The organism is uncultured Streptococcus sp., from assembly GCF_963518475.1.
GTDB lineage: Bacteria > Bacillota > Bacilli > Lactobacillales > Streptococcaceae > Streptococcus.
In genome coordinates this window covers 15,278-30,450 of the sequence record NZ_CAUQJA010000023.1, presented here as the reverse complement: position 1 = coordinate 30,450, position 15,173 = coordinate 15,278, and the positions used below count along the sequence as shown (strand labels likewise).

12 protein-coding genes and 1 pseudogene are annotated in these 15,173 nt (G+C 42.6%); 1 reads left to right on the top strand and 12 read right to left on the bottom strand.

Annotation, left to right across the window (positions count from 1 at the left end):
* The 4 genes from RYK12_RS08625 to RYK12_RS08610 form a co-directional block, all read right to left on the bottom strand.
* A partial coding sequence (locus tag RYK12_RS08625; RefSeq protein WP_314848467.1) for a DUF3953 domain-containing protein occupies positions 1-144 on the bottom strand: 144 nt, incomplete at its 3' end.
* 216 nt (positions 145-360) lie between these two features.
* Positions 361-1,956 (bottom strand): hypothetical protein, encoded by a 1,596-nt coding sequence (locus tag RYK12_RS08620; protein WP_314848466.1) that lies wholly within the window; start codon positions 1,954-1,956, stop codon positions 361-363.
* 11 nt (positions 1,957-1,967) lie between these two features.
* A complete protein-coding gene (locus tag RYK12_RS08615) occupies positions 1,968-2,378 on the bottom strand; it encodes a peptide deformylase (protein WP_045612079.1) in 411 nt (136 codons plus the stop codon).
* A 117-nt stretch (positions 2,379-2,495) separates the two neighbouring features.
* Positions 2,496-5,192: a cation-translocating P-type ATPase gene (locus RYK12_RS08610; protein ID WP_314848464.1), complete on the bottom strand. Its 2,697-nt coding sequence runs from the start codon at positions 5,190-5,192 to the stop codon at positions 2,496-2,498.
* 306 nt (positions 5,193-5,498) lie between these two features.
* On the opposite strand from RYK12_RS08610, the gene mntE reads away from it, so the two are divergent.
* Entirely contained in the window at positions 5,499-6,683 is a 1,185-nt protein-coding gene (mntE, locus tag RYK12_RS08605) for a CDF family manganese efflux transporter MntE (RefSeq protein WP_261009072.1), read from the top strand.
* Between the two features lie 36 nt (positions 6,684-6,719).
* Here mntE and RYK12_RS08600 read toward each other — a convergent pair whose 3' ends face one another.
* The 8 genes and pseudogenes from RYK12_RS08600 to cdaA all read right to left on the bottom strand — a co-directional run bounded on the left by RYK12_RS08600 (position 6,720) and on the right by cdaA (position 15,126).
* Positions 6,720-8,591 carry an ABC-F family ATP-binding cassette domain-containing protein gene (locus tag RYK12_RS08600; protein ID WP_314848463.1) on the bottom strand — a complete coding sequence of 624 codons (1,872 nt, stop codon included), beginning with the start codon at positions 8,589-8,591 and terminating at the stop codon, positions 6,720-6,722.
* Positions 8,588-9,787 carry a CCA tRNA nucleotidyltransferase gene (locus RYK12_RS08595; RefSeq protein ID WP_314848462.1) on the bottom strand — a complete coding sequence of 400 codons (1,200 nt, stop codon included), beginning with the start codon at positions 9,785-9,787 and terminating at the stop codon, positions 8,588-8,590. Before RYK12_RS08595 ends, RYK12_RS08600 begins: the two co-directional genes overlap by 4 nt.
* On the bottom strand, positions 9,784-10,551 hold the full coding sequence (gene dapB, locus RYK12_RS08590; protein WP_045612087.1) for a 4-hydroxy-tetrahydrodipicolinate reductase: 768 nt from the start codon (positions 10,549-10,551) through the stop codon (positions 9,784-9,786). Before dapB ends, RYK12_RS08595 begins: the two co-directional genes overlap by 4 nt.
* A 276-nt stretch (positions 10,552-10,827) precedes the next feature.
* Positions 10,828-11,676: pseudogene (locus RYK12_RS08585) on the bottom strand (DegV family protein).
* 1 nt (position 11,677) lies between these two features.
* Positions 11,678-12,052, bottom strand: a complete 375-nt coding sequence (locus RYK12_RS08580; protein WP_001050081.1) for a DUF1149 family protein — start codon at positions 12,050-12,052, stop codon at positions 11,678-11,680.
* A gap of 73 nt (positions 12,053-12,125) precedes the next feature.
* Positions 12,126-13,478 (bottom strand): phosphoglucosamine mutase, encoded by a 1,353-nt coding sequence (glmM, locus tag RYK12_RS08575; protein WP_314848460.1) that lies wholly within the window; start codon positions 13,476-13,478, stop codon positions 12,126-12,128.
* A 24-nt stretch (positions 13,479-13,502) separates the two neighbouring features.
* Positions 13,503-14,282 carry a YbbR-like domain-containing protein gene (locus RYK12_RS08570; RefSeq protein ID WP_001230940.1) on the bottom strand — a complete coding sequence of 260 codons (780 nt, stop codon included), beginning with the start codon at positions 14,280-14,282 and terminating at the stop codon, positions 13,503-13,505.
* Entirely contained in the window at positions 14,269-15,126 is an 858-nt protein-coding gene (cdaA, locus tag RYK12_RS08565; RefSeq protein WP_314848458.1) for a diadenylate cyclase CdaA, read from the bottom strand. The genes RYK12_RS08570 and cdaA overlap by 14 nt, the downstream gene beginning before the upstream one ends.
* Positions 15,127-15,173: the final 47 nt, after the last annotated feature.

Sequence of the window (15,173 nt, the reverse complement as noted above, 5' to 3'; positions counted from 1 at the left end):
GACAGCCACGAGAACAAGGGCTAGACCAGCTAAGCTTGTTAAGATAGATAAGAATTTATCTTTTTTCTCCTTGAACTGAGAAAAACCTATCTTCAAAGCGAGCAGTCCGAGTAGCATTGAAGCAAGCATCAAATAAAAACCCATTTGTTTGTCCTCCATTAGTATTAATTTACCTTATTATAACATATACTTTCTGAGAAAACCTATTTTTATACTCAATGAAAATCAAAGAGCAAACTAGGAAGCTAATCGCATGTTGCTCAAAGCACTGCTTTGAGGTTGTAGATAGAACTGACGAAGTCAGTAACATATATGCGGCAAGGCGACGTTGACGTGGTTTGAAGAGATTTTCGAAGAGTATTACTGTACTTTAAAGGTCTTGAGATAGTTGTCTTTTCCTACTTGACCTTCGAAGGTTTTACCATTTTCAAGGTAAGGAAGGTCATCTGATACTGAGGCCTTGACCTTGTATATCTTGCCATCAACTTTAAAGAAGTAGACGGTATCACCCTTGATAACAGCTGATTTGAGGTCTGCTACCACTCCCTTGATACTTTCAGTTGTTGCATTGTCAATCTCAAGGTCGTTTTTATTGGCATATTTACTGAGCAGTTCTTCTACTGTGGTAGCTACGATAACATTTTGGTACTCGACTGCGTCAACCAAGGCGTACTCTTTGACCAAGCCAGCATTGTCCTTCAAGCCCATGATGTAGAGAGGCTTGTCATTGAGGTTGATGAGGATTGGGAAGGTTGCCTTGTAGGATTTCTCCTGAACAGCACCTTCGGCTGATTCACGGGCTGATTCTTCGGTCGCAGAAGCCAAGCTGTACTTAGTGATTTCTCCTGTTCGCATATTTTCAAGGATAAAACCAAGATTACTTTCATCTGCATTGGCCGATGTCACACCTGTGTAGAGGTAAATGTCATTACCGATAGACAAGTAATTATAGCCCTTGGTAGTCTGGGTCACGTTTTTCTTGGAAATCATGGCATTCCAGAAACCGTCCTTGTACTTGCCGTTGTAGTTGATTTGCTCAATGGTTTCCTCAGCTGGATAAACCCTGTCCACCCATTCTGGAACATCTGACAAGCTGTATTCCTTTGTTTCTCCATTTGTGGCATCCAAGATAATGACTGAAACAGGACGAGGAACCGCAAGGCCAAATTGCTTTTGGTAAACCGTTGCTACATAGAAAGGATTACCCTCATCGTCCACCTCAAAAGATGGAGTCTTGAAGATCTTTGTTGGGTACTTCAAGCGCAGGTGACGTTTGACATCACGGTTAAAATACTCCGAATCCGAATACTTGATTGGTATCTTCAAGTCCACCAAGTCCGCATTTCCAGTTACCATGTCCACCTTGATATACTCGCCGATTCCCTTAGCTTGATTATTAAACCACTTGATAGGGTCTGCGTATTCTAGTGGCGTAACTCGATAAGGCTTTCCGTCAATCGTTAGTTGAGTATAGGTGTCTGCCGCTACGTACTGCGATACCTTATCCGTTAGGGAACCCAAGTAGCGGTCCCCAATTTTTTCAGCAGTACTTCTATCTAAAATAGGAACCTTACTGGTATCAGTCTTAGGAAAATCAGTAAAGTCTTTTTCCGTAACCGTGACTACATTGGCATAATTTTTAGCCTGAAAAATGCTGGAGGTCACCAAGGAAACTAAACCAGCCAAGAGAAGAATTCCTCCAATAGAAGCAAAAAGAATTTTCCCTAACCGATTGATTTTGAAACCCTCAAAATTTAAGGCTGCTTCCGCCTTGCCATGACGCACGTGAACTGTTTTGACCAGATTGATTCCCTTGCCAAAACCAAATAAGATTGCCACAACTAACAAATGCCCACAAAGGAAAAAGATAAATTCCCAGCTGGTCAGGTTAAGAGGCGGTAAAAAGATATACCAGGTCGTTGCGATAAAAATAAGTTCAAAGACTATTCGTTTCATTTGCTTTCCTCCTAAATGATTCGTCCTTCCAAGTGATCCAGTTCATGCTGGCAAATCTGGGCTGGGAAGCCTGTCAAGGTAATGGTCTGTTCCTGCCACTTGCTGTCACGATAGGCAACCCTTATAGTTTCATAACGCTTAGTAGGTCTCACACCTGTCAAGGACAAACAGCCTTCTTCTGTCTCATAAGCTCCTTCAGAGGACAGGAGCACTGGATTAAACATGACCACAGGAACCAAACCAAGATTAAAGATAATCACACGCTTCTGCACCCCAATCATATTGGCAGCCAGACCGACACAAGTCTCACGATTTGCTAAGAGTGTATCCTGCAAATCTCTGGCAAGATAAAGGTCTTCCTGACTTGCCGGCTGAGATACCTGAGATAAAAACAAAATATCCTTCACAATTTTCTTTTCCACTTCCTCACACTCCTCTTGTTTTTTACTATATTATAGCAATTATAGCACAAAAGACGGCAACTGCAAGCCCTTTCCCTCAACTGTAGCAAAAAGCCATCCGAAGATGACTTTTTCTTTTTAAATCGCATTCTTGTCAAAGCCAAGTTTGCGTTGGATAAATTTAACGATTTCGACAATAATAATCATTGAGAAGCTTCCGCCTATAACGATTCCCCATTGTGACAAGTCTAGTTTGGTTACGTGGAAGATTCCTTCAAGCGGTTCTACGACGATTGTTGCCATGAGAAGGATGAAGGATACCAAGATGGACCAGTTGAAGGTCTTAGACTTGAATGGGCCAACTGTCAAGATGGATTGGTAAACAGACTTGACATTATAGGCATGGAAGAGCTGAATCAAACCAAGGGTTGCAAAGGCCATAGTAAGGGCATCCGCATGAATGGCATGATTGTCACCCACATGCACTGGGTAAAGAAGGGCAAGACCATAAACACTCATAACAATAGCTGCTTGGAGTACACCTTGATAGATGATAGAACTCAAAACACCACCTGAGAAGAAGCTTGCCTTGCGTCCACGTGGTTTATGGTTCATGACACCAGGCTCAGCTGGCTCAACACCTAGAGCGATAGCTGGGAAGGTATCCGTTACCAAGTTGATCCACAAAAGATGAACTGGCTGCAAGACATCCCAACCAAACAAGGTTGATAGGAAGATGGTTAATACTTCAGCAGTATTGGCAGAAAGTAGGTACTGAATAGTCTTTTGAATGTTTGAGAAGACCTTACGTCCTTCTTCAACTGCAACAATGATAGTCGCAAAGTTATCATCTGCAAGAATCATGTCAGAAGCTCCCTTAGAAACCTCTGTACCAGTGATTCCCATACCGATACCGATATCGGCTGTTTTCAGAGCTGGCGCATCATTGACACCGTCACCTGTCATGGCAACGACTTTACCTTGTTTTTGCCAAGCCTTGACGATACGAACCTTATGTTCTGGAGATACACGGGCATAAACAGAGTATTGACCAACTACTTTTTCAAAGTCTTCATCTGACAGTTCGTTGAGCTCAGCACCAGTTAAAACGTGTCCTTCTGTATCATTTGCATCAATGATTCCCAAACGTTTAGCAATAGCTTCTGCAGTATCTTGGTGGTCACCTGTAATCATGATTGGACGAATTCCCGCTTCCTTAGCCACATGAACAGCCTCAGCAGCTTCAGGACGTTCAGGGTCAATCATCCCAATCAAACCAGTAAAGATTAAATCATTTTCAAGCTCTTCAGAAGTCAGGTTTTCTGGAATGCTATCAATAATCTTATAAGCACCTGCAAGGACACGCAAGGCTTGGTGGGCCATTTCAGAGTTGTTTGTATGGATGAGGTTTGTAACATTCTCATCAATCGGAGCAATATCCCCAGCTTTGTCACGAAGAACACAACGTTTCAAGAGTTGGTCTGGCGCACCTTTAACAGCTACGAGGAAGCGTCCATCTGCAAGTGGATGAACTGTTGACATGAGCTTACGTTCAGAATCAAATGGCAATTCAGCCACACGAGGATATTTGTCTAAAAATCCTTTGACATCGTAGCCCTTGTCCAACGCATATTGGATAAAGGCTGTTTCGGTTGGGTCACCAATCAGGTTGCCTTCCACATCTATTTTGGTATCATTGGCCAAAACAACTGAACGAAGAAGGGGCATTTCAAGCCCTAGTTCAATGTCATCAGCTGAGTCATGTAGGACTGCATCGTAGAAGACTTTTTCGACTGTCATCTTGTTCATAGTCAGCGTACCAGTCTTATCAGAAGCGATGATTTCAGTTGAACCAAGTGTTTCTACTGCTGGCAACTTACGAACGATAGAGTTTCGTTTGGCCAAAACTTGAGTACCAAGAGCAAGAACGATAGTTACGATAGCTGGTAGCCCTTCTGGAATTGCTGCAACGGCAAGCGCAACAGAGGTCATCAACTCACCAAGTGGATTTTTTCCTTGAATGAAGACTCCAACTACAAAAGTAACAAGGGCAATGACCAAGATAGCATAGGTCAAGACCTTAGAAAGGTTGTTCAAGTTTTGTTTGAGTGGTGTATCCGTCTCATCCGCATCTTGGAGCATACCCGCGATATGACCAACTTCCGTGTACATACCTGTATTGACAACAACACCAAGACCACGACCATAGGTCACGTTAGAGTTTTGGAAGGCCATGTTGACACGGTCCCCAATACCAGCATCTGCAGCAAGTTCAACTGTCAAGTCTTTTTCGACTGGCACAGACTCACCTGTAAGAGCTGCTTCTTCGATTTTAAGAGAGTTGGCTTCAAGCAAACGTAGATCTGCAGGTACTACGTCACCAGCTTCAAGGGCAACGATATCACCTGGTACTAATTCTTTAGAATCAATCTCCGCCATATGCCCATCACGCAGAACGCGGGCAGCTGGACTAGACATGGATTTGAGAGCTTCAATGGCTTCTTCTGCTTTTCCTTCTTGATAAACACCAAAGGCAGCGTTAATGATAACCACAGCTAGGATGATAATAGCATCTGCAATATCTTCCCCACCAGAAGTCACGACTGACAAAATAGCCGCCGCAACTAGGATGATAATCATCAAATCCTTAAACTGTTCGATGAATTTGACCAGGATTGATCGTTTCTCTCCTTCTTCGAGTTCATTGTGGCCAAATTCGGCAAGGCGCTTTTCCGCCTCACTTGATGACAAACCTTGTTCGGTCGCATCCACAGCCTTCAAGACCTCTTCAGGACTTTGAATGTAAAACGCTTGGCGTTTTTGTTCTTTTGACATGTGTCTCCTCCTTGACATTGTGTGCAAAACAGACTCTCTTTTTCTCATCGTATCTTTTCACGACAAACAAAAAGAGACCTGTTAATCATAACAAGTCTCGCTGTTTAAGATAGGGCCGGAAAGCATACTCTTCAGTATAAAATTCGGAATGACGACACTATCACAGGTTTCTGCCAGCTACTCCCTTGAGTAGTACTATTATACCAAATTTTGAAAAGTTTTCAAAGAGTAAAAACTGCCTTATTTGAATTTTCCCTTGAAAACCAGTATAATGGTAAAATGCTATGTGACTAGAAAGGAAGTTGAATGAAGCAATCTATTTCAAATCTCAAGTTAGCTGAGCGTGGGGCCATTATCAGTATTTCGACCTATTTGATCTTGTCTGCAGCCAAATTAGCAACTGGTCACCTTCTTCATTCATCCAGTTTGGTAGCCGATGGTTACAACAACGTGTCGGACATCATTGGAAATATTGCTCTCTTGATTGGGATTCGAATGGCGCGCCAGCCTGCTGACCGAGACCACCGTTTTGGCCACTGGAAGATTGAGGATTTGGCTAGCTTAATCACTTCTATCATCATGTTCTATGTCGGATTCGATGTCCTAAGGGATACCATTCAGAAGATTCTCAGTCGTGAAGAAACAGTCATTGATCCTCTTGGTGCCACTCTAGGAATCATTTCTGCAGCGATTATGTTTGTGGTTTATCTCTATAACACTCGCCTCAGTAAGAAATCCAACTCTAAGGCTCTGAAGGCTGCTGCTAAGGACAATCTTTCTGACGCTGTTACCTCACTTGGTACTACCATTGCCATCCTGGCTAGCAGCTTTAATTATCCGATTGTGGATAAACTGGTTGCCATCGTCATCACTTTCTTTATCTTGAAAACTGCCTATGATATCTTTATCGAGTCTTCCTTTAGTCTTTCAGATGGTTTTGACGACCGTCTGCTTGAGGATTATCAAAAAGCCATCATGGAAATTCCCAAAATCAGCAAGATTAAGTCTCAAAGAGGTCGTACCTACGGTAGTAATATCTACCTTGATATTACGCTAGAAATGAATCCTGACTTATCTGTTTTTGAAAGCCATGAAATTGCGGATCAGGTCGAGTCTATGCTGGAGGAACGTTTTGGAGTCTTTGATACCGATGTCCATATCGAGCCAGCACCTATCCCTGAGGATGAAATTTTAGACAATGTCTATAAAAAATTGCTGATGCGCGAACAATTGATTGATCAGGGAAATCAACTGGAAGAACTCTTGGCTGACGATTTTGTCTATATTCGTCAAGACGGAAATCAGATGGATAAAGAGGCCTATAAAGCCGAAAAAGACTTGAATTCAGCTATCAAGGATATCCAGATTACTTCCATCAGTCAGAAGACCAAACTCATCTGCTATGAGTTAGATGGTATCGTCCATACCAGTATCTGGCGTCGCCACGAAACTTGGCAAAATATCTTTCATCAAGAAACTAAAAAAGAATAGAGAAATCCTGTCATGAGACGGGATTTTTCTATTCTTCTAGCTATCAAAGTCACTTAGATACTCATAGCGTTCGTATTTTTCAAGGAGTGCTTCGTTTTTCTCATCTAGCTCTTTCTGAAGAGTAGCCAGTTTGCCAAAGTCAGAGCCGTTGGCCTGCATTTCCTCTTCAATAGCAGCGATACGGTTTTCCAAGGCTTCAATATCACCTTCAATACTTGCCCACTCCTGCTTTTCTTGGTAGGTCATGCGTTTCTTGTCTTCTCGAACCTTGACTACTTTCTCCTTTTCGGCCTTTTGCACCTGATTGACCAACTCTGTTTCAAAGGCTTTTTCATCAAGGTAATCGGTATAATGACCAAAGAAAGGACGAATCTTGCCATCCTCAAAAGCGAGAATCTTGGTCGCTACCTTATCCAAGAAATAGCGGTCATGGCTAACTGTCAAAACTGGACCAGCAAAGCCTTGCAAGAAATTCTCCAAAACTGTCAAGGTCGCAATATCTAAATCATTGGTTGGCTCGTCTAAAAGAAGAACATTTGGTTTTTCCAAGAGCAGTTTGAGGAGATAAAGACGTTTTTTCTCTCCCCCAGACAATTTCTCAATCAAGGTTCCATGCGTCGAACGTGGGAAAAGGAACTGCTCCAGCAACTCTGCAATCGAAGTCGTAGAACCACCGCTGGTCTTGACCTCTTCTGCCACTTCCTGCAGGTAATTTATAACTCTCTTGCTTTCATCCAAGCCCTCAATTTGCTGAGAGAAATAGGCAATGCGAACAGTTTCTCCAATCACAACTTGTCCTGCTGTCGGCTCAAGAATGCCTGCAATCAAGTTAAGGAGAGTTGATTTCCCAACACCGTTGTCTCCAACGATTCCGATACGGTCTTTGGCCTGAACTAAGAGATTAAAATCTTGCAAAATGGGCTTATTTGCATAGGCAAAAGAAACATCCTGAAACTCGATGACTTTCTTCCCAATCCGACTGGTTTCAAAGTTCATGGTCAAGTCTGTCTCAGCACTACTGCCTGAAACTTCCTTTTTCAAGTCATGGAAACGATTGATACGAGCCTGCTGCTTGGTCGCACGCGCCTGCGGTTGTCTGCGCATCCAGGCCAATTCTTGTTTGTAGAGTTGTTGTTTTTTGTGAAGAAGAGTCGCGTCACGCTCATCCTGTTCCGCCTTTAGGCGAACATAGTCCTGGTAATTTCCCTGGTACTCGGTCAAGCCTGCGCGATCCAATTCGAAAATCCGAGTTGACAAAGCGTCTAGGAAATAACGGTCGTGGGTGATAAAAAGGACTGTTTTCTTGGAATTTTTCAAAAAGATGGTCAGCCACTCAATAGTCGCAATATCCAGATGGTTGGTCGGCTCATCCAAAAGCAAAAGGTCGTGATTACCAAGTAAGACTTGCGCCAACTGAACCCGTCTTCTCAGACCACCTGACAATTCCCCAACAGGAGTAGATAAGTCCTGAATCCCCAGCTTGCTGAGAACCGTCTTGACCTGACTCTCAATTTCCCAAGCTTGGAGAGAATCCATTTCAGCCATGACACGTTCCAAACGCGCCTGTTTGTCCTCATTATAGTTGAGCATGATCAATTCATACTCACGAATGAGCTGGATTTCCTTGAGGTCGCTGGAGAGAACCGTATCCAAGACTGTCTTGCTATCATCAAAATCAGGATCTTGGGTCAAGTAACCAATCTGGTAATCATTCTTAGCTGAAAAGGGACTGACATCCCCATCAAATCCAGAAACACCAGAAAGGACGTCCAAAAGGGTGGTCTTGCCCGTTCCATTGACACCAATCAGACCAATTCTATCTAGGTCATGGATAATAAAGGAAATATCCTTAAAAACGGTCTTGTCACCAACGGATTTACTTAGTTTTTCAACGATAAAATCACTCATTTTTTCTCCCTTAGATAAGCATGGATGGCTTGACGGTCATTTTTCAATTCTCCATCGACAATGGCATATTCAATCTCTGTTAAAATATCTCCCAAGTCTGGGCCCGGCTGATAACCATATTCCTTGATCAAAATACCACCGTTGATTTGGATTTCTTTCTTATCATGAATGGTCAAACTCTGGTAGGTTTCTGTTATGGCTTGTGGGTTGACTGGTTTTCCTTGAGCCTGTCGAAGATTTTCAGCCTGTAAAAGTAAATCCAAGTCAAAGCGATAACAATCGCGCTTGCTCAATTCTCCCTTTTCACGCAAAGCCAAAATAGTCAGCAAATCTTGTACCTGCTTGGCAAATTGACGTGAGGTCTTCCAAGCCTTCAAAAATGGCTGCGCATTTTCAATCTCCAAAGCCCACAGTAGAGCCGCCCAGGCTTGCTCTGAAGATTCAAAGGTGAAATCAGTCTCTAAATCAAACAGTCTATTGAGCTTGTCCTGGCTAGCTGCCATATCAGGGAGATAGTCATAAGCTTGACTCTCAATCATGGAAGTCAAACCCCTTCTCCAAAATGGAGCCAGCAAGAGTTTATCAAACTCAACGAAGGTACGCTCCACAGAAATTTTCTCCAAAAGTGGCGTCAAAGTCTTCATAGCTTTAAAGGTTTCTGGCTCAAGCTCAAAGCCAAGACTGGCCTGAAAACGGAAGCCACGCATAATCCGCAAAGCATCTTCGTTGAAACGCTCACTTGCCACTCCAACCGCCCTCAAGACTTGATTTTCCAAATCGTCTAAACCATGGAACAAGTCAACGATTTCTCCTGTCTCATCCAAGGCAAAGGCATTGACTGTAAAATCACGGCGCTTGAGGTCTTCTTCTAGCGAGCGAACAAAAGAAACCGCACTAGGTCTACGATAGTCCACATAGACATCTTCTGTCCGAAAAGTAGTCACCTCATATTCCTCGTCCCCATCTAAGACCAAGACAGTTCCATGCTCGATTCCGATATCGGCTGTTCGCGGAAAAATCTGCTTGGTCTCTTCTGGATAAGAAGACGTCGCAACGTCCACATCGTGGATGGGACGATTGAGGAGGGCATCTCGAACAGAACCCCCAACAAAATAGGCCTCAAAACCTGCTTCTTTAATTTTTTCTAATACTGGTAAAGCCTTCTGAAATTCAGAAGGCATTTGCGTTAATCTCATAATAAGTGTTCTAATCCATAGACAAGCTCATGACGCTTGACAACTTCTTTAATTCCCAAATTCACCCCTGTCATGAAGGAGCTGCGATCATAGGAGTCATGACGGAGGGTCAATCCTTCTCCCTGATTGCCAAAGATTACTTCCTGATGGGCTACTAAGCCTGGCAAACGTACTGAGTGGATCCGCATGCCATCAAAGTCAGCACCACGGGCACCTGTAATCAATTCTTGCTCATCTGCTGCACCCTGCTGGATAGACTCTCGAACTTCTGCCATTAACTCAGCTGTTTTAATAGCAGTTCCACTCGGAGCATCCTTTTTCTTGTCATGATGGAGCTCGATAATCTCCACATTTGGGAAATATTTAGCAGCCTGCCTTGAAAATTGCATAAGCAAGACAGCACCCAAGGCGAAATTTGGAGCTATCAAACCACCCAAATCTTGGGCACGAGAAAATTCTTTTAGCTCTGCAATTTCTTCACTTGTGAAACCTGTTGTTCCAACTACTGGAGCAAAGCCATTTTCAAGAGCAAAACGTGTATTTTCGTAGGCAACAGTTGGAGTAGTAAAATCTACCCAGACATCCGCTTCAAAACCAACCAAATCAGCCTTATCCTTGAAAACAGGAATACCCTGCCATTCTGATTCAGACTCAAAAGGATCCAAAACTGCTACCAAGTCCAAGTCTGGATCAACCAAGACCATCTGACAAGCAGCCTGGCCCATCTTTCCCTTAAAACCAGCAATAATTACTCGAATACTCATCTTTACTCCTATTTAAGATACAAAGCCTGTAGGAACACAAAGTGAAAATAGGAGTTCTGATCAAGGAGTAGATACTCCTTGGAAGAACTATCTTTTTCACAGAGGGTTCCAGGCGTGTTCAATTATCAAGATACAAAGGACCTTAGCTGCCCATGAAAAATAGGGAATGGCACTGACTTTCCATGAAAGGCAAGACTAGCATCTTTTTTCAAGAGGCAGGTAGTCCGTGTTCAATTGCTATGATACAAGATTTCTTAACTAGCCTAGAAGCGCCAACTAAATCACTGGAATATAACCTAGAGCAATACTTCCTGCTCCTAGGTGTGTTCCAATGACACTACCAAATGTAGCAAGTGAAATATCCGTACCTACTCCAGATTCAAGTAAGTGCTGACGCAATTCCTCAGCCTTTTCAGGGGCATTTCCGTGAATGACAATGATACGGTATTGGCCTGAAGCTGTGGCTTCCTTGATAATCTCAATTAAGCGCTTAGTTGCTTTCTTTTCAGTACGAACTTTTTCGTACACTTCAATCACACCTTGATCATTAAAATAGAGGATTGGCTTAATGCTTAGCAGATTGCCCAAAATCGCAGCTCCATTTGAAAGGCGCCCACCTTTTACCAAATGATCTAAATCATCTACCATGATAAAAGCTGACGTACGGCTGATTTGAATGGCTAGCTTATCCTGAATGATGGCAAAATCATCGCCCTGGTCTCGCCAGTTAAAGACACTCTCAACCATGATACCCAGAGGAGCACTTGTAATCAAAGTGTCTGGGAAGGCAATGGTTAAGCCCTCATATTCTTCTATCATGTACTGGATATTTTGGTAAAAACCTGAAATTCCAGAAGATAGGAAAAGCCCCAAAACATGTGTATAGCCTTGTTATTTAAGCGAAGTTAGAATCTCATCTAACTTGGCAATACTTGGTTGACTGGTCTTAGGCAATTCAGAGGCCTGAGACATTTTTTGGTAAAATTCCTCAGCAGTCAGATTGATGCCTTCGACATACTCTTCACCATCAATATTGACAGGAATATCCAAGACATATAAATCTTCTCTTTGCAAGGCCTCTGCACTGAGATAGGCAGAGGAATCTGTGATAACAGCTAATTTCATATTAGAACTCCAAATTGATTCCTGGTAAGTCTAATGCAATTTCAGTTACTTCGTAAGTCAAACGGTTGAGCATGTTCAAACATGGACGAGCCAAGGTTTCCACTTCTTCTTGGTTCAATTCACTTGGTTCGTTAACAATACGACCATCGATATGGTTCACCTGTGAAATGGTTCCACTGATGACAAATTTATCAAATACAATCATAAAACTCAAGACAACAATCAAGGAAGTCACTTGATTTTCTTGGTCATGTTGAATTAGTTGGAAGTTCACATCCACCTTAGTTTCAGGAGCTCCATTTTCATTTTCCCATTCAAAATTACGCGCATCAAAATGATACTGACTAACAAATTCTTGTTCACGTTTAAGATTCATGTCTTTCTCCCTTGGCTACAATATTATAAGCTATTGTACCATAATTTTTTATTTTCATCTAGTTTTCTAGGATTTAGTCAATCCCGATTTCAGCTCGAACTACGTCTGCGATGGTATCAACATAGTAGTCCACTTCTTCTGTTGTAGGCGCTTCTGCCATAACACGCAAGAGGGGCTCTGTTCCACTTGGGCGTACTAGGATACGGCCATTCCCTGCCATTTCTTCTTCCATCTTCTCGATGATATCCTTGATAGCTGGCACTTCCATAGCCTTTTCCTTCATGGCATTTTCCACTCGGATATTGACTAATTTTTGTGGATAGATGGTTACTTCTGCTGCCAACTCTGACAAGCTCTTACCAGTTTCCTTCATGATTTTTGTCAATTGGACAGCTGATAATTGACCATCACCTGTTGTATTGTAGTCCATCAAGATGACGTGACCAGACTGTTCACCACCGAGGTTGTAGCATGATTTTCTCATTTCTTCAACAACGTAGCGGTCGCCAACTGCAGTGACTGCCTTGTTAATGCCTTCACGGTCCAAGGCCTTGTGGAAACCAAGGTTAGACATAACGGTTGTCACAATTGTATTTTGAGCCAATTGTCCTTTTTCAGAAAGGTATTTCCCGATGATGTACATGATTTTATCACCATCAACGATATCCCCATTCTCATCAACAGCAATCAAACGGTCACTGTCTCCATCAAAGGCCAAACCGATAGCAGACCCACTTTCTTTGACCACTTCTTGAAGGGTTTCTGGGTGGGTTGAACCAACATTAAGGTTGATGTTAAGACCATCTGGTGTTTCCCCGATAACAGTTAATTGAGCACCAAGATCTGCAAAGATTTGACGGGCACTTGTAGAAGCTGCACCATTGGCTGTATCCAAGGCAACCTTCATTCCATCAAGAGGAGTTCCAGTTGAAACAAGGTAGCCTTCATACTTACGCAAGCCTTCTGGATAATCTACCAAGGTTCCCAAGCCTTCAGCACTTGGACGAGGAAGAGTATCTTCCGCAGCATCTAGCAAGGCTTCAATTTCTGCTTCTTTTTCATCATCCAGTTTGAAGCCATCACCACCAAAGAACTTAATCCCATTATCAAGGGCTGGGTTGTGACTAGCAGAAATCATGACACCGGCACTTGCTCCTTCAGTTTTGACCAAGTAAGCTACTGCTGGTGTTGCCAGAACGCCTAGTTTGTATACGTGAATCCCCACAGAAAGGAGTCCCGCCACCAAGGCTGATTCTAGCATTTCTCCTGAAATACGTGTATCACGTCCTACAAAAACTTTCGGTGCTTCCGTTTCATGTTGGCTAAGAACATATCCTCCAAAACGTCCTAGCTTAAAGGCCAATTCTGGCGTTAATTCTACGTTAGCTTCTCCACGGACTCCATCAGTCCCAAAATATTTACCCATTTTTATAAAATCCTTTTCCTATTTTTAATTCGTTTTTGAACTAGTTGCTTTCGTTGACGAAGATGTCTCCGACGAACTGCTTGTAGTTGAATTTGATGTACTTGAACTTGGTGCTACTGGTTTTGTAGTCACCTTCATTGTTGTGTCGAACGGAGTAATAACTGCCGGTAAGACAACACCATTACGGTCGATTGCCTGCAAAGGTACTGAACCACTGTAATTTCCTGTAATCCGTTCGCTAGTTGGTAAAAGCGCAATAATACGATCAATTTTAGCTAGTGTTTCTTGGTCAGTTGTGACAGAAACTCGTTCGTTTGACACGGTTACACTATCAATTTGTAGCTTGGAATCAATCTGGCTTTGGTCAACTTGTGGCACAACAATCATCCCATCTCGCTTAACCTTCTTCCCAACTTTCACTGTAATCTTTTGAGGCGTTGCCACAGCGGTCAATCCGCTTGGAAGATTTTCAATATTCAAGGGAACTTCAATCGTTCCAACACTGGCATCCGTCAAATCCGCTGTGACCTTAAACTTACGAGTGCTCTCCTGCATTTCGCTGGCCAAGGTCACACGATTAGCTCCGGTTAATATCACTGAAACTTCTGATGCAAATCCACTAATGAAATACTGGTCATTATCATAGTGAATATCGATAGGAACGTTCGTTATCGTATTGGTGTAGGTTTCTGATTTGACCTGCCTTGCGGTATTGCTATTTTGAAAGTTGGTTGACGTTGCATAAATAAATAAGACACAAGCAAAAAAGAGAGATGAAATGATATATAGACTATTTTTTCTCATATTTCCAACCTCCTAGCAAACGGTCCTTAAAACTGACTTTTTCCTCAACAGCTGGCAAAAGAATTGCTCGTAGCTCTGCTTCAAATTCTTCAATCGTCAAGTCATGCTTGAAAACACCGTTATAGGTAATAGAAATGCCTCCTGTTTCCTCTGAGACGATAAAGGTCAAGGCATCGGATACTTCTGACAAACCGATAGCCGCCCGGTGTCTGGTCCCAAATTCCTTTGAAATCCCTGTGCTTTCTGTCAAGGGCAGATAGGCAGAGGTTACTGCTATTCGATTTTCTCTGATAATCACAGCACCATCGTGTAGGGGAGTGTTGGGGATAAAGATATTAATAAGGAGTTCAGCTGAAATATTGGCATCCAAGGGAATTCCTGTCGCAATATATTCTTGCAAGGTGCGAACCCGTTGAATAGCAACCAGAGCACCAATCTTACGAGGACTCATGTATTCAACTGATTTGACAAAAGCACGAATCATTTGCTCTTCTGAACTAATTTGAGTAGTAGAAAAGAAATCTGTCGCCCTTCCCAAACGTTCCAAACCAGTCCGAATCTCTGGAGAGAAGATAACAACCGCAGCAATAACCCCATAGGTTATAATTTGATTAATCAACCAAGAAATTGTTGTTAAACCAAGGATATTGGCCACAACCTGGGCTAATACGAAGATCACGACCCCCCGCACCAAAATCATAATCTTGGTGCCAGCTATCGCTTTTGTAAAACGATATAAAATATAGGCCACAATCAAAATATCAAACACATTGATGGCAATACTCCAAGGACTAGAAAACAAGCTAGTCCAATATTGCAGATTGGATAATTGTTGAAAGTTCATCTGCTGTCTCCTCTCTGTCCAAACACGTTCCTTTCTATTATACCATT

Coding starts and splice junctions, on each gene's coding strand:
- RYK12_RS08620 (WP_314848466.1), bottom strand. CDS start 1,956: ATGAAACGAATAGTCTTTGAACTTATTTTTATCGCAACGACCTGGTAT.
- RYK12_RS08610 (WP_314848464.1), bottom strand. CDS start 5,192: ATGTCAAAAGAACAAAAACGCCAAGCGTTTTACATTCAAAGTCCTGAA.
- mntE (WP_261009072.1), top strand. CDS start 5,499: ATGAAGCAATCTATTTCAAATCTCAAGTTAGCTGAGCGTGGGGCCATT.
- RYK12_RS08600 (WP_314848463.1), bottom strand. CDS start 8,591: ATGAGTGATTTTATCGTTGAAAAACTAAGTAAATCCGTTGGTGACAAG.
- RYK12_RS08595 (WP_314848462.1), bottom strand. CDS start 9,787: ATGAGATTAACGCAAATGCCTTCTGAATTTCAGAAGGCTTTACCAGTA.
- dapB (WP_045612087.1), bottom strand. CDS start 10,551: ATGAGTATTCGAGTAATTATTGCTGGTTTTAAGGGAAAGATGGGCCAG.
- RYK12_RS08580 (WP_001050081.1), bottom strand. CDS start 12,052: ATGAATCTTAAACGTGAACAAGAATTTGTTAGTCAGTATCATTTTGAT.
- glmM (WP_314848460.1), bottom strand. CDS start 13,478: ATGGGTAAATATTTTGGGACTGATGGAGTCCGTGGAGAAGCTAACGTA.
- RYK12_RS08570 (WP_001230940.1), bottom strand. CDS start 14,282: ATGAGAAAAAATAGTCTATATATCATTTCATCTCTCTTTTTTGCTTGT.
- cdaA (WP_314848458.1), bottom strand. CDS start 15,126: ATGAACTTTCAACAATTATCCAATCTGCAATATTGGACTAGCTTGTTT.